Below are 18,697 nucleotides of genomic sequence, written 5' to 3' on the forward strand. Positions count from 1 at the left end.
CGGCCAAGAACGTGCCGCCGTCGCCGCGCAGGCCCGGACATCGCCACTGGGTCCACCGCCTGCCGCTGAAGGTGCGGTTCAAGAAATCGAAGATTTTCCTCAGCGTCATCCCGATCGTCGCGCTCGGCTTTGGGATCGGCATCCTGACCTCCATCATGGGCGTCGGCGGCGGCTTCATCATGGTGCCGGCAATGATCTACCTGCTGCGCATCCCGACCAATGTCGTCGTCGGCACATCACTGTTCCAGATCATCTTCGTGACCGCCTACACAACCGTGGTGCAGGCTGCGACGAACTTTTCCGTCGATATCGTACTTGCCTTCATCCTGATGGTGGCCGGCGTCGTCGGGGCGCAATACGGCGTGCGCGTCGGCCAGAAACTGCGCGGCGAACAATTGCGGGCGCTGCTCGGGCTGCTCGTTCTCGCCGTCGGCATCCGCCTGGCGGTGGCGCTGGTCGTGACGCCCGCGGACATCTATTCCGTCGTGATGGGGGCGTACTGATGAAGCGCCTGCGCCTTTGCCTCTTCGGTCTCTTCTGCCTGCTGCCGGGGATTGCCGCAGCGCAGATGCTGCTGCCGGGACAGAATTCCGAAGAAGAGCGCGAGGGGCTGGAGATCGGCACGTCCAGCAGCGAAATCGCCATCACGTCCGATTTCCGCGGCGCGGACCTGACGATCTTCGGGGCGCTGACCAATACCGACAACCTTTTGCTTGCCGTCGGCCAATACGACGTCGTCGTCGTTCTTGAGGGGCCGCGCGAAGATGCGACGGTGCGCAAGAAAGAACGCGTCTTCGGCATCTGGATCAATACCGACTCGATGACCTTCGAGGGCGTGCCGCATTCCTATTCGATGTCGAGCTCGCGCTCGATCGACGACGTCGTGACACCGCTCGACCTCACCGATCAGGGGATCGGCATCGACCATATTCCACTGACCCCCGTCGGCTTCGTCGGAGACGGCAGCAGCCTCGGCGAGTTCCGCACCGCCTTCCGGCGGCTGCAGCAGACCGGCGGGCTCTACGAGCGCGACCCGACCGGCGTGCGCTTCGTCAGTTCCAATCTTTTCAAGGCAAGCCTTCGCCTGCCGGCCAACATTCCGAACGGCGTGCATACGGTGCGCGCCTATCTCTTCAAGAGCGGTGTGTTCGTGACGCAAAAGTCGGTGCCGCTGCGCGTCATCAAGACCGGTATCGAGCAGATGCTCACCGATGCGGCTCATGAACAGCCCATTCCCTATGGCATGTTCGCCGTGTTCCTGGCGATCGTGACCGGCTGGGGCGCAAGCATCGTCTTCCGCAAGGATTGATCAGGCGGACTGTTTCTTTTTCGCAACGACGTCGAGATAGGCTTCGGTCAGACGGCCTAGCACAGAGGGCGTTCCGGGTGGCAGTTGCTTGCCCAGGTGTTTGGCCCGCAATTCATCCATGAAATCTTCCCAAAGCCGCAGGCCGCCATTTTCCAACAACTCGGCGCGAATGGAGAGCTCTTCAGAGGCCGGCAGATGCCTGCGGCCCCACGCGCCCATATGGGCAAAGAGCGGCACGAGGTCGATCGCCATTTCGGTGAGACTATAGATGGCTTTCTGCTTATGCGTGGGATCGTCCTGCCTGGTCAGCAAGCCCTTGTCCACGAGGCGGCGCAGGCGGTCGGCAAGGATGTTCGAGGCGATGCCCTCCTGCGAATTCTGCAGCAGCTCGCGGAAGTGACGGCGATTGCCGAACATGATGTCGCGAATGACGATCAGGCTCCATCGGTCGCCGAGGATTTCCAGCGTCAGATTGATCGGGCAGCCGGAGCGGTGACGGTCGTCCATTTTCATTCTCCAAAAACCACTTGCATTTTGCCATCGGTTTATCTAGTTTTCAACCAGTTGCTTGTTGCAACCGGTTCTGTTTGGTATGAATTGACTATCGGATGGAGGAGATCGACATGAGAAAGCTTGTTGTCTGGAATCTGATGACGCTCGACGGCTACTTCGAAGGCAAAAAGCCCTGGGACATCGACTTCCACAATCTGGTCTGGGGGCCGGAACTGCAGAAATACTCCGAACAATTGGGCGAGGAAGGCGACCTGCTCGTCTTCGGCCGCAAGACCTACGAGGGCATGGCCGCCTATTGGCCGACGGCGGAAGAGAACGACAAGATCAAGCAATACATGAACAACACCGCAAAGATCGCCGTGTCGCGGACGATGAAAGAGCCGGGCTGGAACAATGCCCGCATTGTCAGCGATCCGGTTTCCGAGCTTCAAAAGCTCAAGAAGGAGGATGGCAAAACGATTTTCATCTTCGGCAGCGCCGAACTCAGCGACGCGATGCTGAAGGCCGGTCTTGTCGACGAGATCCGCATCTGCCTGGTGCCGGTGGTTCTCGGTGCGGGCAATCCGCACTTCAAGACGGCGACGGCGCAGCTACCGCTGAAGCTGCTGGAAGCGACACCGTTGAAGACCGGCGCGGTGATCTTGCGTTACGAGCCGGCGAGCGCAGCGTGACGCCGACATTCTCGACAGTTTGATGCAGATCAAGGTGTTGGGCCGGTTCCTCCGTCAATATGCGAGTGTTGAAGGAGGAGCCAGCCCATGCACAAACACATTCTCATCCCGACCGAAGGTTCGCAGCTTTCCAACCGATGCGCTTAAAAAGGCGCTTGCCTTTGCAAAGGAGATCGGCGCCAAGGCAACGGTCGTGACCGTCGTCTAACCGTTTCATATCTTTTCCACGAATAGCGATCAGCTGGAGTCCACGCGCAGAATATGACCGGCACAGCTAGCAAGCGGCAGACCGGATCCTGGCAAACGCGGGTGCCCCGGGCCAGAAACGCATGGCCGCGTTTGCGATACGACCCAAGTGACCAACCGCGAACCGGCAAAGACCATCATCGACGAAGCCGCGCAGCGCGGCTGCGACCTGATCGCCATGGCATCGCACGGGCGAAGGCTTTACCGCATTCATGGTCGGCAGCATGACGATGAAGGTACTTGCCCATTCAAAAACCCGGTTATTGTCTACCGCTGATGAGACCCGGCGCTTGTGGCAGCTGGGCAAGGGGCGTTGTGCATGATCGCCTTTGACTAAAAACCGAGTGTTAACATTTACGAGTTAGTAATCTCTCGAAAACGAGAGGTTTTGTTTTGCGTACCCGGACTCTTCTCGCCCTGGTGCTGCTGGCGCTCGCCGCCGGCTGCGCCACGGAGCCTCGTCAGACCAGAAACATCTGCGCCGTCTTCGAACAGCGCAACGGCTTCTTCAGCAACTGGCAGCACGCGGCCGAGCGCGCCGAGAAGAAATACGCCGTGCCGGTGCCGATTCTGATGGCGACGATGTATGTGGAATCCGGTTTCCAGCCGAACGCGCGCCCGCCGCGTACGAAGCTTTTTGGCTTCATTCCCTGGACGCGTCCGTCGACCGCCTACGGCTATTCGCAGGCGCTCGACGGCACCTGGGACCACTATCAGTCGGCAACCGGCAATTGGGCTGCGCGGCGCACCAATTTCGCCGACGCGATCGACTTCATCGGCTGGTACCACTACAGCAACAGCCAGGCGACGGGCATCCAGCTCAACGACGCCTACAGGCTTTACATCGCCTACTATTCGGGGCCGAAGGGTTACAAGCGCGGCGACTGGCGCTCGAATGCGCAGTTGCAGAAGACGGCACAGAGGTTTGCCGATATGGCAGCGACCTATCAGCGGCAGTTGCAGGGGTGTGATTGAGCTCCGATTTCCATGGCGCAATGGCCATTCTCCTCTTTCGAGGCTTTGCACTTGGAGCAAGCGCAGCATTTGTCTTTCGATAAGCAACGGCGGCGAGAGCCCTCAATCCTGAGGTGCCAAAAGGGCCGCAATGGACGAGGGCGGGCGGTCAACTTCAGCTGCGCAAATTCGCGAATCTCACCGAATAAATCCGATCCCGCCCCAGAAGATGAGCGACCAGGGACGACCTGTCGAACAGGCCCGTCAACGCCTTGTGACCGAGATCCAGTCCGCCGCTCATGACGCCGAAGGCGGGCATGAGGAGGCGGGCGCCGTCGGTGGCGAAGCAGGGGCGGCGGACGGCTTTTTCCCGGCGGCGGACAGTGGCCGCGGGGTGCAGGTGACCGGCGATTTCACCGCTCTGCCGCCCACCTTTCGGCTCGTGACGGAAGGTCAGGCCGGCGTAGTGCATTTCATCGACCGAAGAGCCGGGCAGATCGACCGTGCCGTCAGGGTCGTGGTTGCCGTTGATCCAGATCCATTCGCGGCCGCGGGCCATATTGACGATCAGGGAGCGGAAAGTCTCCGGTAGATGCGCCGAGCCGACGCGGTCGTGGAAATTGTCGCCGAGGGAGACGACAAGTTTCGGATTGTAGCGGGTGATGACGGCGCTGAGCACCGTCAGCGTCGCCAGCGTGTCGTAAGGCGGCAATAGCATGCCGCGGCGGGCGAAGGCGGCGCCCTTTTCGAGATGCAGGTCGGAAACGACGAGGACGCCGGCATCCGGCAGGTAGAGCGCGCCGAGCGGATCGCAGACAGCCGCAACGCCATGAACACTGGTTTCGACGCCCGGCATCGGGACCAATCCGTTCAATTCACGCGCAAGCGCCAAGCGGTTCATCAATTTCGTCTTTCCTGCATTATCAAGCCATGGCTTCGGCGATCAGATCTTCGGCCGCTTCGGCGAGCACGGCATCGTGGGCCTCGCCGTGAACAGCCTCCTTGCCGATCTCCAGCATCACCGGCACTGCGAGCGGGGAAATATGATCCAATGCGCGATGCGTAATGTGGCCCTTGATTCGTCTCAGCATATCGCCAAGCCGGGAAATATCCAAAAGCCCGCTCGCTGCATCCTGGCGCGTCGCCTGTAGCAGGATATGGTCCGGCTCGTGGCTGCGCAGCACGTCGTAGATCAGATCGGCGGATACGGTGACCTGCCGCCCGGTCTTTTCCTTGCCAGGGTGACGGCGCTCGATCAAGCCTGCAATCACGGCACAATTGCGGAAGGTGCGCTTCAGCAGGAAGGATTCGTCGAGCCAGGCTTCGAGATCGTCACCGAGCATATCCTCATCGAAGAGATCGGAAAGGCCGAGACGGTCGTTGCGGATCATCAGGCCCATGTCTTCCAGCCCCCAGATGCCGAGCGAATAATCAGTTGCCACGAAACCGAGCGGCTTGGCGCCGGCCCGCTCCAGGCGCCGGGTAAGCAGCATGCCGAGCGTCTGATGCGCGAGGCGGCCCTCGAATGGATAGGCCACCATGTAGGCGCGGCTGCCGCGCGGAAAAGTCTCGATCAGCAGTTCGTCGCGCTTCGGGAGCATCGACTGGTCCTTTTGCAGCGACAGCCAGTCGCGGACCTGATCCGGCAGATGGTGCCAACGGTCGGGATCGGCGAGCATCGATCGCACCTGGTCGGCAAGATAGGTCGAAAGCGGAAACTTGCCGCCGGCATAGGACGGGATTTTCGGATCAAAGGAGAAGGCCTGGGAAACAAGCGCCTCGTTTTCGCGGATGCCTTCGAAGCGGAGCACCTTACCGGAGAAGATGAAGGTGTCGCCCGCAGAAAGCTGTTCGAGAAAATATTCCTCCACCTTGCCGAGGGTGCCGCCGCCGCGGCCAATCTTGCCTGTCGCGCCACGCTTCACCATCCGGATGTTCAGCATCGGGCTTTCGACGATGGTGCCGAGATTCAAGCGGTACTGCTGGGCAACCTGCGGATTGGAGACACGCCAGAGGCCCTCCTTCGTTTTGCGGATACGCGCATATCGTTCGTAGGTGCGTAGCGCATAGCCGCCGGTCGCGACGAAATCGACGATCTGCTCGAAGGTTTCCCAGGAGAGATCGGCATACGGCGAGGCGCTCCTTACCTCATCGTAGAGTTCCAGCATATCGAAGGGTTCGGCGCAGGCCATGCCGAGCACGTGCTGGGCAAGCGCATCGAGCGCGCCGCGCCCGACGGGCGGGGTGTCCTGTGCGCCGATATAGTTGGCGTCGAGGGCTGCCTGGCATTCCATGACCTCGAACCGGTTGGCGGGAACGAGGATCGCCTTGGAGGGCTCGTCCATGCGGTGATTGGCACGGCCGATGCGCTGGGCAAGGCGCGAGGCACCCTTCGGCGCACCGACATGGATGACGAGATCGACATCGCCCCAGTCGATCCCGAGATCGAGCGTCGAGGTGGCGACGACAGCGCGCAGCCTGTTGGCCGCCATCGCGGCCTCCACCTTGCGGCGCTGGGCGACATCGAGCGAGCCGTGATGCAAAGCGATCGGCAGGTTTTCCTCGTTGACCGTCCAGAGTTCCTGGAAAAGCATTTCGGCCTGCGATCGCGTGTTGACGAAAAGCAGCGTCGTTTGATGCTCGGTCAGCTGCCTGTAAATATCGGGGATCGCGTATCTGGCGGAATGGCCGGCCCAGGGGATGTGCTCATCCGTCGAAAGGATCGAGATATCCGGCTTGGCGCCGCCTTCGACGGTCACGAGACCTGCGTGCCGTTCCCTGCCCTCCTCCTGCGCAACCAGCCATTTCTGCAGGTCGATCGGTTCGGCAACCGTGGCAGAGAGGCCGATGGTGCTGAGGCCTGGCGCAAGGCGGCGTAGCCGGGCGAGACCAAGGGACAGCATGTGGCCACGCTTCGACGTGACCAGAGAATGGAGCTCGTCGAAAACGACATACTTCAAGTCCTTGAAGAACCGTTCGGCCTCCTTGTTGGCGAGCAAAAGCGCTACCTGCTCCGGCGTCGGCAGCAGGATATCGGGCGGATTGAGCCTCTGGCGCTGTCGCTTGGCGTTCGGCGTGTCGCCGGTGCGGTTCTCCACGGTGACGGGCAGGCCCATCTCCCCTACCGGCTTCATGAGGTTGCGCTCGATATCGACGGCAAGTGCTTTCAGCGGCGAAACATAGAGCGTGTGGATGCCTTTGAAGGCGACACCCGACCGGCGCTTGCCGCGGCGGGTGAGATCGGTCAGCGCCGGCAGGAAACCGGCAAGCGTCTTGCCGGCGCCGGTCGGCGCGATCAGCAGCGTGCTTTCGCCGGCTTCGGCGCGGGCCAGCAATTCCAGCTGATGAGCGCGTGGCCGCCAGCCCTTTTCCGCGAACCAGCGGATGAAGGGGGCGGGCAAGGCGGCGCGGGCTTCGGTATCGATCTGGTCCACGCCACAAAGGTAATCAAACCGACGTGAAATAGAAGAGCGGCCGCGCTTCACATGGCGATATAGCGGTCTTTGCGATGGTTGATGGCGAGCGTGAGGTTGAGCACCACGGCGCCGAGCACCGAAGAGGCGATGATGAAGGGGCTGGCGACGAAGAAGGAGAGCGCCAGGACGAGGCCATCGAAACCGAGCTGAACGAAGCCTGCGCGCCAGCCGAAGCGATCCTGGATGTAAAGCGCCAGGATGCCGATGCCGCCGAGGCTTGCGCGATGGCGGAACAGCGCCAGCATGCCCGCGCCGATGACCAGACCGCCGAAGAGAGCACCGGCGACGGGATCGACGTGCGAGAGCCCGATGAAACGCGGCGCGATTTCCGAAAGCACGGAAGTAAGTGCAATCGCCACAAAGGTCTTGACTGTGAAGGCGGGGCCGAGGCGGCGGAAGGCGAGATAATAGAACGGCAGGTTCACCGCAAAGAAGCACAGGCCGAAGCTCCAGCCCGTCGCATAGTGCATCAGGAATGCCATGCCCGCCGTGCCGCCTGCCAGAAGGCCGGCGCTGGAGAGAAGCGAGACGCCGAGCACTGCGAGCATGCTGCCCGCCACAAGTCCCTGTGCGTCATCGAAAAGCGAGTGTCTGTCCGACGACGAATTCACAAGTCCGGCGAGAGCGGCTTTTCCTGCCATTGTTTTCCCCTTGGTATTTTCGTTTGTTCTATCCAGCCGTTCGGGCTTGGCAAGCAGGATTTCGATCGGTTGTTGACATATCGACGAATCATGGATATTTTTTATCCATGAATTGAAGAGGTACCCCGCATGAAAATGGGCGACGGCGTCGAACAGGCGATCCACAGCGTCGCGATGCTTTCCGGGCTTTCGGAAGGCAGCGTGCTGTCGGCGGCTGCGATCGCAGAGTTTCATGGCGTTTCGACGAGTTACCTGCTGAAGCACCTGCAGGCGCTATCCGGCGCGGGCATTCTCGACACAGTGCCAGGGCCGAAGGGCGGATATAAGCTTGGGAAAGTGCCAGAGGATATTTCCCTGCTCGATATCGTGCTTGCCGTCGAAGGACCGGCAGCAGCGTTCCGATGTGCTGAAATCCGCCAGCGCGGGCCAAACCCGCTGCCGCAGCGCTATTTCGCCAAGCCTTGCCAGATCAGCGCTGCAATGCAGAAGGCCGAACGCGCCTACCGCACCGAACTTGCCAAGATCAGTATCGCCGACATCCTGGCCGAGCTTTCCGCCGCAGATGATGGCGGGATCGCCGCACGCGGCTGCGCATTCCTTGAGACCCACGAACGCAAAAAGGCTCTCTGAGCCATAACCCAAAGGAGAAAGATTATGCAGGCACGTTTCAACTTCGCAAAGGCCGCGCCGGAAGCCTACAAGGCGGTTGCCGCCCTGGAGCAATATGTCCAGAGTTCCGGCCTCGAGCGCCGCTTCATCCACCTCATCAAGCTGCGCGCCTCGCAGATCAACGGCTGCGCCTATTGCGTCGACATGCACGTCAAGGAAGCCCGCCATGACGGTCTTGGCGAACAGTGGATCAACCTGATCTGCGCCTGGAAGGAATCGCCAGTCTATGACGCGAGGGAACGCGCCCTGCTCGGCTGGGTCGATGCTGTCACGAAGATCGCAGAGACCGGCGCACCGGATGCGGACTTCGAAGCCCTCAAAGCGCATTTCAGTGAGGAGGAAATCACCAAGATCACGGTGGCGATCGGCACGATCAACGTCTGGAACCGGCTGGCCGTCGGCTTCCGCAGCCAACATCCGATCGATCAGCCGGCGAAGGCTGCGTGAATTTTGCGCGCAGCAAAAAGCCTGAGGCACAGCTCGAGCGACCGACCCGATAAAAATCGGGTCGGAAAAAATGTCGATCAGTTTCTACGGGCACCTGATCCATCGAAGTTATTGATAATCTCACGGATGACTTGGGCGATCTTTTCCGCTGAGGAGCCCTTGGCGTACTCCTCGTTCATGCGGCGTCTGATAAGCGTTTCCAACTCTGACATGTCTTCACCTCATCTATCCGGCGCGGGGCGAGTGTCGCTCGCAGCCTAAGAGGAGGCAAGTTACGATTTGTTTATGATTGAACTGCCGCTTCGGGAGCCTAAAGCGCGATGTAACGATCCGCGCGGTGGTTGATGGTCAGGAAGAGATTGAGGACAACCGCACCGACAACGGAATAGATGACCACCGGCGGCGTGGTGACGAAAAAGGCGGCGGCAAGCACGCACATGTCGACGGAAAGCTGCACGAGACCGGCGCGGATGCCGAAACGCTCCTGCATGTAGATGCCGAGAATGCCAACGCCGCCGAGACTGGCGCGGTGGCGGTAAAGCGCAAGCAGGCCGAAGCCGAGAAGCAAGCCGCCGAGTAGCGCTGCCCAGGCCGGATGGATGCTGGAAATCTCAAAAAAACGCGACTGCACATCGGCAAGCACCGACGTGAGACCGATGGCGACAAAGGTCTTTATCGTGAAGGCGATGCCGAGACGCTTCAAGGAGAGATAGAAAAACGGCAGGTTGAGCAGGAAGAAGGCAAGGCCGAAATTCACGCCGAAAGTATAGTGCAGCAGGAAGGCGATGCCGGCCGTACTGCCGGTGAGAAGCCCGGCGCTGGCGAGCACATAAAGGCCAAGTGCCGACACGAGGCTGCCGGAGAATATGCCCTGCGCATCTTCGAGCGGCGTATGGCGCGTTGCGCTGGTGTTCCAGATACCGAGGGCACCGATGAGTTGAGCCATGCGGCAATCTCCAAGAGCAGAAGAGTTCAAATCGCCGGAGAAGCCCCGCGCAACGGATCGTGTATGGTGAACGGGCTGAGGCGCTCCTGCTTGTTCTTCCGCGGCGCCGGTCAGCTATGATGGGAATTATCGAGCTTTTCGCAGGTGCGAGCAAGCGAAATATGTAAGTAATGCTGACCTATTTTGAAATCGCAATATTGATGCGCAAAAGGCTATCGTCGTGCAAGAAACAGAATGCCGGCGACCGGTTTGCCGCCATCCTTTCGAATCGTGGTTTTAACGGTTTCGATGAGTTCGAAACCGCAACGACGACAAAGGCTGCGAACATAGGATTCCGTGTGAGCGTAGCGCAGCGACGGCCCGAGATGAAAACCGTCGCCCTCGCCCGCGTCTTCGACCGAGAAGGCGAAATCCGCACCGGATGTGGCGAGGCGATCGACGATTGCGAAGGTGCTTTCGAGATTGCCGAGATACATGAGCACGTCGGCAGCCGCGATCAGATCAGCCCGATATTCTGCGCCATCCGCAAAGACGCCTGAGCCTTCTGGCGCAAGAGAAAGGTCGGCCCGGGCCAAGTGATGGTAGATTGCCTTCTCCGCGGCCTTGGCGAGCATGTTCTGCGAGAGGTCGTAGCCTTCAAGCCGCCCGGCACGGGCGCAAATTTCCGGACCAAGCAGGCCGGTGCCGCAGCCGAGATCAACGGCCAGCGAATATTTGCGGCCGGTGGAGGCGACAAGTGCTGCGAGTTTCTGCGGAACGGTATAATCCAGCTTTTCGACGAGCGAGGTTTCAAAACGGGCGGCATAATCATCGAACAGCCGCTCGACATAGCGGCTCGGAGGCCGGTCCGGCGTTTCGGAATCACCGAGCAGGGCGAGCTTGAGGCTTGCGCCGAAGGTATCCTCGGGATCGAGCGCCAGCGTCTTGCGATAGGCTTCGATCGCGGATTCCACTTTGCCGGCATTCTCCCGGTAAGTCGCGAGGCGATACCAGCCGGCAGCCCAGACGGGCGTCAGCTCCAGCGCCTGCTCCATCAGTTCGGCGGCCGCATCCGGCTCGCCACCCTCGTTAAGCATCTTCGCATAGTCGGCACGGCGGTCGGCGATGACGTCGCCGGAGGAAAGCTGGCTTTGCTGCATGATGTGGCCCGTTGAATGCCTGCGCATTTGGCGGCGGCCACAAAAAAACTCAAGTCCTATTTCAGAGGCGGAACGGCCGGTTCCGGAAAAGGCTTGCGGGCGACGCGCCGCAACCGTATTTCAGGGCAAACAGGAGATGGCGCATGTCCGATCAGGTAAACAAATTTCTGGGCGACTCGCTCGGCCGCACATTGGTGAAGCTCTTGGTCGTTTCGCTGATTGTCGGTTTCGTGATGACCGTTTTCGGATGGGCGCCGCTGGACCTCGTCTATAGCATCCGCGATTTCATCCGCGAGATCTGGTACCGGGGTTTTTCGGCTCTCGGCCGCATCGGTGATTATCTGCTGCTTGGTGCAACCGTCGTCATTCCGATCTTCATTATCATCCGACTTTTCAACTTCCGCCGGTAAACATGACATCGATCGATCTTTCCAGGCGCAATCTGCTGCGCATATCAGGCCTTGTCCTCCTGACGGGCGTCGCAAGCTGCACGACCGCACCCAGAATGTCCTCCACGCCTTCGGACGGGGACGACGAGACGGCGGCGGCGCTGCCGCTCGTCAACCAGCTTCGTGCCAAAAGCGGCCTGACGGCGCTTCGCGTCGATCCGGCGGCAAGCGCTGCGGCAATCTACCAGGCCAAGCGAATGGCAAGCGCCGGCAAGATGACGCATCTGATGGGCATGGCCGACAGTTTCGGCGCACGCGTGACGAAAAGCGGCGTGCAGCTTCCAGCGGCCGAAAACATCGCAGCCGGCCAGCAGAGCGTCGAGGCCGCGGTGACGGCCTGGATCAACTCGCAGCACCATCTCGAAAACATGCTGGGACGCTATAATGGGCTCGGGGTGGCCGTTGCGCACAATACGTCTTCCCGGAACATACCTTATTGGGCCATGGTTCTTTCCAGCTGAGGCGATTCTGCCGCTCACGACCGAGGCAGAAATGGATACCGGAACCCGCAAAAAACCGGCTGGCATTCGATGTGACGCACCGGCTGGTGCTGTCGATCGTTGTGCCATTTTCCATTTGCCGCCCCTTTTGCGGCGGCACCCTGTCGTTTCGGCGTTCTGAGATCATCTTCATCCTGCAGGCGAGCCGCCGAAGGGCGATGCTCGACGCGCGTTCGTCAGATTGGGTCATCTCATTGAGGCGCGCCTTTCGGTTCAGTAGGAAATCTGCCCGTCCACAATCCGCCCTCCGCCTGGGGAAAGGTCCCGCTTCAAGAGCTCGCGCTTCAAGACCTCGCGCGCCTGCGGGTTGATGACCGCGACGGGAGCTGCAACGGCTACGCGCGCTGCCGAACCGGCAAGATTGGCCGCAGTCATTCCGATCTGGTTCGTAACGCTCGCCTTTGCGCCATCCAGGCTCTGTCCCGCCAGCCGCCGCCCGAGCAGGCGCACGATCTCGGGAGTGTCGGCAAAGGCATTGTGGCCGAGCGGATCGCTCGCTGCGATGGCGGTCGTGTCGATGACTGAAACGCCGAGTTCTTCGAGCAACGGTGCATAGGGCCTGAGATCGGATCCACCGACGCGGTCGACCCCGCCAGACAGCCAACTGGAGATCTCCAGGGCCTTGTCGCGTGTCGACGTCAAGATGGCAAAATGCGGCCGTTTTGGCCCCATTTCGACGAATTGACGACGAAACACGTCGATATCGATGTCCGGCGAGGCCAGTATGACATTCTTGACCTTCGCCGGGATTGATTTCTCGCGCATGGCGACGCCACGCAACGCCTCTGCTGCAAGCCAGCCTCCCATGGAATGAGCGAGAATCGTCACGTCTTGAACATCAGGACTTCCTGCGGCCTGAAGGATGAGATCCTCCAGAGCCCGACGCGAATAGTTGGCGCTCTCCTTGTCATAGAGGTAGTCGAACGTGCGCCCCCGCGACGGCCAGGTGAAGAGGATCGGCGCGGCGTCGGTTCCGGAATCGTGGACAATCTGCGCGAAGCGGAAGACTGCGTCGGCATAGGTGTTGTTGAATCCATGTACGAAAATGATGACCTGACGCCTGGAGTTTCGGTTCCTGCGGTACCAGTCCAGGGCCTGGCCTTCGGACTGGATTTTCGCGACTTGCGTGACCGCAAACTCCCTTTCCGGCTTGGGCGGCATGCGGGACGGCCACTGCACCTCCCCGATCTTGCGGTTGCGGTCGGGAGGTATGGACAGATCGACGCTGTTAAGCGAAATCGCCGTCCCGCGGTCGCCGGAATAGAGTTTGCCAGGATCCTGCGACGGTTTGCGTGTCGTGGCAACCAGCATGGTGACCCGGTTCGTGTCCGTCGGGGCTACGGCAAGAGGCTGAAGGACATCCTGCACCCGGTTGGCGCAACCCGATGCAACGAGACATAAGGTTAGAAGAAGCGGGACGGTTCGCCCGATGCACGCGCGTTGCGTGGCAGCGATCGTCTGAGCGAACCCAAGCAGTGTGAGACCCTGGGCATTGCGCCCAGGGAGCAACAAGGATGTTGTCATCTCAGGGCTGCTCGATTTCACGGGGTATCCGGAACCAGGCAACGTAGAGCGCCGGCAAGAAGAGCAGCGTCAGTGCCGTGCCCACGACGATACCCCCCATCATCGCATAGGCCATGGGTCCCCAGAATATCTCGTGCGAGATCGGGATTAGCGCGAGCGTCGCGGCTGCTGCGGTGAGCATGATCGGCCGCATGCGGTGTTCAGTCGCCTCCACCACCGCTTTCCAGGGCGATTTTCCCGCGCCTTGCAATGCCTCGATCTCCACGATCAGGATCACGGAGTTGCGGATGAGGATGCCGACGAGCGCGAGCACGCCCAGGAGTGCCACGAAGCCGAGCGGCGCATGGCTTGCAAGCAGCGCAACGACGACGCCGATAAGCGCCAGCGGGGCAACCGAGAAGACCAGGAAGAGCCTGTGGAAGCTCTGGAGCTGGATCATCAGCAGCGTCGCCATGATGACGAACATGGCCGGTGCCGCGTTTGCAATGGGACCCTGGGACCTGGCGCTTTCCTCGACCGCGCCGCCGACTGCAACGGAATACCCAACCGGCAGCGTCTTTTCGAAGGCCGCAACCTTGTCGGAGAGCGCCTTCACGACGGTCGCGGGCTGGGTCGCATCGCCGATCCCGGCCTTGATCGTGATGGTCGGAACTCTGTCGCGCCGCCAGATCGTCGGCTGTTCGAGCTCATAGTGGAAGGTTGCGACCGATGACAGCGGGACGGATTGACCGCTGCTGCTCTGCAGTTGCAGATCAAGCAGGGTGTCGATCGAGCCGCGCTCCTTTTCCGCGGCACGGCCGATGACATCGACCAGATAGATGTTGTCCCTGACCTGGGTTACCTCATTTCCCTGTACGACGGTGTTGAGCGCCATTGCGATATCCTGCGACGAGACGCCGAGTTGCCGGGCCTTGTCCTGTAGCACGTCTATCTTCACGACGCGGGCCGGCTCGTTCCAGTCGAAGGCAAGGTTTTTTAGGGAAGGAGCAGTGCCGACGATCGATCCAAGCTTCCGTGCCAGGTCGCGCACCGTCTGCAGATTTTCGCCGGACACACGGTACTGAATCGGCTTGCCGACCGGCGGTCCAATTTCCAAAAGCTTCACATAGGCATCCGTCCCCGGAAAGGTCTTCTGAAGGTAAACTTCCACTTCTTGCTTCAGCTTGTCGCGGGCATCGAGTCCCTTGGCCACGATGATCGTCTGACCGAAGGAAACGTCAGCCGGCTGCACGTCGAAGGAAAGGATGAAGCGCGGCGCGCCTCTCCCGACATATGTCGACCAGTGCTCGACCGTAAGGTTGCCGGCAAGCATCTCACGCTCGAACTGGGCTATCTGGCGGCTCGTTTCGGCAATTGAGCTGTTCTGCGGCAGATTCCAGTCAACGATCAGTTCCGACCGGTCCGAACTCGGGAAGAACTGCTGTTGCACCATCGTCAGGCCGACGATCGATCCTGCGAAGAGAACGACTGTTGCGACGATCGTCATCCAGCGCCAGCGCAGGCAGAATTGCAGCATACTCGAGAATGCTTTCGCAAACCGGCCCTTGTGCTCGGCGTGCTTCTTCATCGTCTTCGGCAGCAAGGTCACGCCGATGAGAGGTGTGAACAGGACGGCAACGATCCAGGAGACGACAAGCGATACGGCGATAACGACGAAGAGGGTGAAAGTGAACTCGCCCGCGCTGCTCTTGTTGAATGCAACGGGGATGAATCCCGCGACAGTCACGAGCGTGCCGGTCAGCATCGGAAAGGCCGTGGACGTGTAGACATAGGTGGCGGCCTTCTTGAGACTGTCACCCATTTCCAGCCGTGCCACCATCATCTCGACGGCGATCATGGCGTCGTCGACGAGGAGACCGAGCGCAATGATCAACGCTCCGAGCGAGATGCGCTGCAGGGATATGCCGGTGTAGAGCATCACCACAAAGGTGATACCGAGAACGAGCGGGATCGCGATTGCCACGACGAGGCCGGCCCTGAACCCGAGACTGATGAAACTGATCGCAAGCACGATCGCGACCGCCTCGAACAGGGCTTTGGTGAAGCCACCCACCGCCTCGTCAACCATTTTCGGCTGGTCTGAGACCTGCTCAACGGAGACGCCGGCCGGAAGATCCTGTACGACCTTGCTCATTGTCTTTTCCAGCGTTTCGCCGAAGGCAAGCAGATTGCCGCCCGTCTTCATACCGATCGCCAAGCCAATGGCCGGCTTTCCGTTGAAGCGGAAGAGCGACGTCGGCGGATCGACGTAGCCGCGGGTGATCGTTGCGACGTCGGTCAGCGGGAAAAAGCGGTCGTTTACTCGAAGATTGATCCCACGCAAGGTCTCTTCGGAGATGAAGCGTCCGCCGACCCGCAAAGCGACCCGTTCCGGGCCGGTTTCGACAAAACCGGATTGGGTGACGGCGTTTTGCGCCTCCAGCGTGGCGATGATGGCGGTGCGGTCGATGCCGAGGGCGGCGATCTTGCGGGTGGAGAATTCGAGGTAGATCACCTCATCCTGCGCACCGACGATGTCGACCTTGCCGACGTCCTGAATCTTGAGGATCTGTGTTCGGGCATCTTCGGCGAAATCACGCAGTTCCCTCTGGCTAAGTCCGCTGTCGCCAATGAAGGCAAAGATGTTGCCATAGACGTCGCCGAACTGATCGTCGAAGAAGGGCCCGACCACGCCCTGGGGGAACTCGTGCCTGATATCGTCGATCAAGTTGCGGACGCGCGACCAGGTGGGCTTCACGTCCCGCGCGTTCGTATCTGGCAGCAGGTCGACGAAAACGATGGTCTGACCGGCGGTCGTGATGCTTCGCGTATGTTCGAGGTTGTCGAGTTCCTGCAGCTTCTTTTCGATGCGGTCGGTAACCTGCTGTGTCACTTCCTCCGCAGAAGCACCGGGCCACTGGGCCTGGATCACCATCGTCTTGATCGTGAAGGATGGATCCTCCTCGCGGCCAAGCGCCAGATAGGCAAAGGCGCCCGCCACTGCGAACATGATCATGAAATACCAGACGAGAGAACGATGCTCGAGCGCCCAGTCGGAAAGGTTGAATTTATTCACGGGCGGAGCTCCTGTCCGAGTTTTACTTTCTGTCCATCGGTGAGTTCATCAACTCCGGCGGCGACGATCTCTTCGCCTTCCCGCAGGCCCGATAGAACCAGAACGGAACGGGGGGCGGACGCCGGGCCCTGGAGTTCAACCGCCCTCAGGGCAACTTGCGCTGTGGAGCGATCGACCACTAAGACCTGGCTGGTACCGCCTTCATGGCGGATGGCGGAGAGCGGCAGCATGATCGCCTGCTTCCTTTCTCCGGCAAGCGGCGTCGCGGTGACCACGGCGCCGAGACGGAAGATGTCCGGGGCCCGATCGATGCCGATCTTCAGCCGATAGGTGCGGGTATTGGGATCGGCCTGGGGCGCGATCTCGCGGACGACGCCAGTGGCCTTAATCCGACTGTCGAGCTGGAGGGCGACGCTGAAGTGGTCGTCCAGGCGAATGTTGCTGAACTGCGCTTCAGGAACGTCGACGATCACGTCGCGCTGTTCGAGGCGCGCCAGTTTCAAGACTGGCTGGCCGGCCGAGACGGTCTGGCCCGTTTCTGCGGACGTGGCGGTGACGACGCCATCGAACTCGGCCCTCAGCTCGGCGTAGCCTAGCTGCTCACGCGACTTGGCAAGGCTGGCCGTTGCTTTCGCGGAATTGGCTGAAGCCGACTTGAGCTGCTGTTCGGCAAGATCGTGATCGGCAATGCTTGCCGCATTGCTCCGCATGAGCCTTCGCTTGCGCGTTTCCGTCGTCGCGGCGTTCTCCAACTGCGCCTGGGCGTTGCGCAGATCAGCTTCCGCGCTCTTGACCGCGAGCTGCAGACTGAGAGGATCGATCTCTGCAAGGACATCTCCCTTGTGGACCAGATCGCCCAGGTCGACCTTGCGGGACACCATTTTTCCGAACGTCCTGAACGCCAGATCGGTCTCGATACGGGCTCGTACGACGCCGGGCAAGCTTGCCGCCTGGCTTCGTTCGGCCGCGGCTATGACGACTTTGACCGGACGGGGAGCTGGCTCCTCTCCTGCGACGGAGTTTTGATCACAGCCTACAAGCAGCGAGACCGACACAAGAAGCGGGAGAAAGGCGCATATGCGATTGAGAGTCATCTCACTTGCCATCCCAGGCGACCGCCTGGCCTTCCTTGAGGAACTTTCCGCCTTCGGTGACGATCAGGTCGTGCGGTGCGACGCCGCTGGTCACGACGAAATCGCTTTGGCGGTACCGGCCGACAGAGATCTTCCGGAGCGAAACGGATTGGTTTCGGGCGTTGACGAACCACACGGCGGGTTCGCCCTCGGCTGATGCGATCGCGGTGTACGGCAGCACGATTCCTTCGCGCGGCGAGGCCCGCAGTTTGCCCACTACAGGCGTTCCAAGCGGCCATGGCGTACCCTTTTGGAGCCCCACCTTGATCCGGATCGTGCCTGCCTTCGCGTCTATGACGGGCGAGACCTCGCGTATGGCGGCATGGACATTCAGCGAGGGGTCGGAGACTGGTACGACCTCGACGTCCTTCAGCGGCTGGCCATCCAAGAAGAACGCCTCGAAGACATCGAACACCGCATCTCTTGGGCCGTCGTTTGCAAGCGTGAAGGCAGACTGCGCCGCCGATACCACCTGCCCCGCTTCAATGCTGCGCGCCGTGATGATTCCGTCTGCGGCGGACTTCAGCTCCGTGTAGGACAGCGCGTCCTCGGCCGTCGCGAGCGCGGCCTCGGCGCCCTCCAGGGAAGCCTGCGCACTCAGCAGTTCCTTTTGGGCATCATCAAAGATCGCCCGCGGAACTGCCTGTGACCGCAGGAGCGACCTTGATCGCTCGAAAGCCAATGTCTTTTGTCTGACAACGGCCTGCGCCGATTCCAGTGCGGCGCGGGCGACGCTCACGTCCGCCTGCTGTTCCGTGTCGTTGAGCCGGGCAATGACGTCGCCGGCCCTAACATGCGATCCAACGTCGACCTTTCTCTCAAGAACCCGACCACTGACGCGAAAGGAGAGTTCGCTCTGTACTCTCGCCTTCACCTCACCGGTGATTTCCGCACCCTGTTGATACTGAGCCTCAGCGGCCGCGACGACGCGCACTTGCTGCGGCGGCGGCGCCACTTCGCCTTTGTCTTCGCCAGCACCCCGACATGCACAGGCGAGAGCCATTCCCAGCAATCGCTAGGCCTGC

General features: G+C 60.8%; 18 protein-coding genes and 1 pseudogene. 9 read left to right on the forward strand and 10 right to left on the reverse strand.

The window, feature by feature from the left end:
• Together C9413_RS10980 and C9413_RS10985 are read left to right on the forward strand one after the other, a co-directional pair.
• On the forward strand, positions 1-503 hold a 503-nt coding region (locus tag C9413_RS10980; RefSeq protein ID WP_170250448.1), incomplete at its 5' end, for a sulfite exporter TauE/SafE family protein.
• On the forward strand, positions 503-1,309 hold the full coding sequence (locus tag C9413_RS10985) for a TIGR02186 family protein (RefSeq protein WP_039843867.1): 807 nt from the start codon (positions 503-505) through the stop codon (positions 1,307-1,309). The genes C9413_RS10980 and C9413_RS10985, both read left to right, overlap by 1 nt.
• On the opposite strand, the gene C9413_RS10990 is transcribed toward C9413_RS10985, so the two are convergent.
• The gene (locus C9413_RS10990; protein ID WP_039843866.1) at positions 1,310-1,816 is read right to left on the reverse strand and encodes a helix-turn-helix domain-containing protein; all 507 of its coding nucleotides are present in this window, start codon (positions 1,814-1,816) and stop codon (positions 1,310-1,312) included.
• Between the two features lie 116 nt (positions 1,817-1,932).
• Between C9413_RS10990 and C9413_RS10995 the strand changes: the two genes are divergently transcribed.
• The 3 genes from C9413_RS10995 (at position 1,933) to C9413_RS11005 (ending at position 3,714) form a co-directional block, all read left to right on the forward strand.
• A complete protein-coding gene (locus C9413_RS10995; protein ID WP_039846611.1) occupies positions 1,933-2,493 on the forward strand; it encodes a dihydrofolate reductase family protein in 561 nt (186 codons plus the stop codon).
• A gap of 355 nt (positions 2,494-2,848) precedes the next feature.
• Entirely contained in the window at positions 2,849-3,016 is a 168-nt protein-coding gene (locus C9413_RS11000; RefSeq protein ID WP_348648772.1) for a universal stress protein, read from the forward strand.
• Between the two features lie 116 nt (positions 3,017-3,132).
• Complete coding sequence (locus C9413_RS11005; RefSeq protein WP_039843865.1) at positions 3,133-3,714, forward strand: transglycosylase SLT domain-containing protein; 582 nt, start codon at positions 3,133-3,135, stop codon at positions 3,712-3,714.
• 154 nt (positions 3,715-3,868) lie between these two features.
• Here the strand turns inward: C9413_RS11005 and pdeM are convergent, their stop codons facing one another.
• Genes pdeM through C9413_RS11020 form a run of 3 tightly spaced genes read right to left on the reverse strand, consistent with a single transcriptional unit; the run spans position 3,869 to position 7,810 of the window.
• Positions 3,869-4,594 carry a ligase-associated DNA damage response endonuclease PdeM gene (pdeM, locus tag C9413_RS11010; RefSeq protein WP_039843864.1) on the reverse strand — a complete coding sequence of 242 codons (726 nt, stop codon included), beginning with the start codon at positions 4,592-4,594 and terminating at the stop codon, positions 3,869-3,871.
• A gap of 22 nt (positions 4,595-4,616) precedes the next feature.
• A complete protein-coding gene (locus tag C9413_RS11015; protein ID WP_170250449.1) occupies positions 4,617-7,127 on the reverse strand; it encodes a ligase-associated DNA damage response DEXH box helicase in 2,511 nt (836 codons plus the stop codon).
• A 47-nt stretch (positions 7,128-7,174) separates the two neighbouring features.
• The gene (locus tag C9413_RS11020) at positions 7,175-7,810 is read right to left on the reverse strand and encodes a YitT family protein (protein ID WP_039843862.1); all 636 of its coding nucleotides are present in this window, start codon (positions 7,808-7,810) and stop codon (positions 7,175-7,177) included.
• Positions 7,811-7,939: 129 nt separating this feature from the next.
• Between C9413_RS11020 and C9413_RS11025 the strand changes: the two genes are divergently transcribed.
• Complete coding sequence (locus C9413_RS11025) at positions 7,940-8,440, forward strand: Rrf2 family transcriptional regulator (RefSeq protein WP_039843861.1); 501 nt, start codon at positions 7,940-7,942, stop codon at positions 8,438-8,440.
• Between the two features lie 24 nt (positions 8,441-8,464).
• Positions 8,465-8,926, forward strand: coding sequence for a carboxymuconolactone decarboxylase family protein (locus C9413_RS11030; RefSeq protein WP_039843860.1), 462 nt, complete (start codon positions 8,465-8,467; stop codon positions 8,924-8,926).
• A 310-nt stretch (positions 8,927-9,236) separates the two neighbouring features.
• Here C9413_RS11030 and C9413_RS11035 read toward each other — a convergent pair whose 3' ends face one another.
• Positions 9,237-9,872, reverse strand: a complete 636-nt coding sequence (locus C9413_RS11035) for a YitT family protein (RefSeq protein WP_039843859.1) — start codon at positions 9,870-9,872, stop codon at positions 9,237-9,239.
• Between the two features lie 212 nt (positions 9,873-10,084).
• Positions 10,085-11,011 (reverse strand): methyltransferase, encoded by a 927-nt coding sequence (locus C9413_RS11040; protein WP_039846610.1) that lies wholly within the window; start codon positions 11,009-11,011, stop codon positions 10,085-10,087.
• Positions 11,012-11,154: 143 nt separating this feature from the next.
• Between C9413_RS11040 and C9413_RS11045 the strand changes: the two genes are divergently transcribed.
• Entirely contained in the window at positions 11,155-11,421 is a 267-nt protein-coding gene (locus tag C9413_RS11045; RefSeq protein WP_022718289.1) for a DUF6460 domain-containing protein, read from the forward strand.
• Positions 11,422-11,423: 2 nt separating this feature from the next.
• Positions 11,424-11,921 (forward strand): CAP domain-containing protein, encoded by a 498-nt coding sequence (locus tag C9413_RS11050; RefSeq protein WP_039843858.1) that lies wholly within the window; start codon positions 11,424-11,426, stop codon positions 11,919-11,921.
• 252 nt (positions 11,922-12,173) lie between these two features.
• Here C9413_RS11050 and C9413_RS11055 read toward each other — a convergent pair whose 3' ends face one another.
• The 4 genes and pseudogenes from C9413_RS11055 to C9413_RS11070 form a co-directional block, all read right to left on the reverse strand.
• Positions 12,174-13,484 (reverse strand): alpha/beta hydrolase, encoded by a 1,311-nt coding sequence (locus C9413_RS11055; protein WP_039843857.1) that lies wholly within the window; start codon positions 13,482-13,484, stop codon positions 12,174-12,176.
• A gap of 1 nt (position 13,485) precedes the next feature.
• The gene (locus C9413_RS11060; protein ID WP_039843856.1) at positions 13,486-16,539 is read right to left on the reverse strand and encodes an efflux RND transporter permease subunit; all 3,054 of its coding nucleotides are present in this window, start codon (positions 16,537-16,539) and stop codon (positions 13,486-13,488) included.
• Positions 16,536-17,633, reverse strand: coding sequence for an efflux RND transporter periplasmic adaptor subunit (locus tag C9413_RS11065; RefSeq protein ID WP_052451477.1), 1,098 nt, complete (start codon positions 17,631-17,633; stop codon positions 16,536-16,538). The genes C9413_RS11060 and C9413_RS11065 overlap by 4 nt, the downstream gene beginning before the upstream one ends.
• A gap of 1 nt (position 17,634) precedes the next feature.
• Positions 17,635-18,697, reverse strand: a pseudogene (locus C9413_RS11070) (efflux RND transporter periplasmic adaptor subunit); the annotation flags it as partial.

The organism is Rhizobium sp. SEMIA 4085, assembly GCF_013004495.1.
Classification (GTDB): Bacteria; Pseudomonadota; Alphaproteobacteria; order Rhizobiales; family Rhizobiaceae; genus Rhizobium; species Rhizobium gallicum.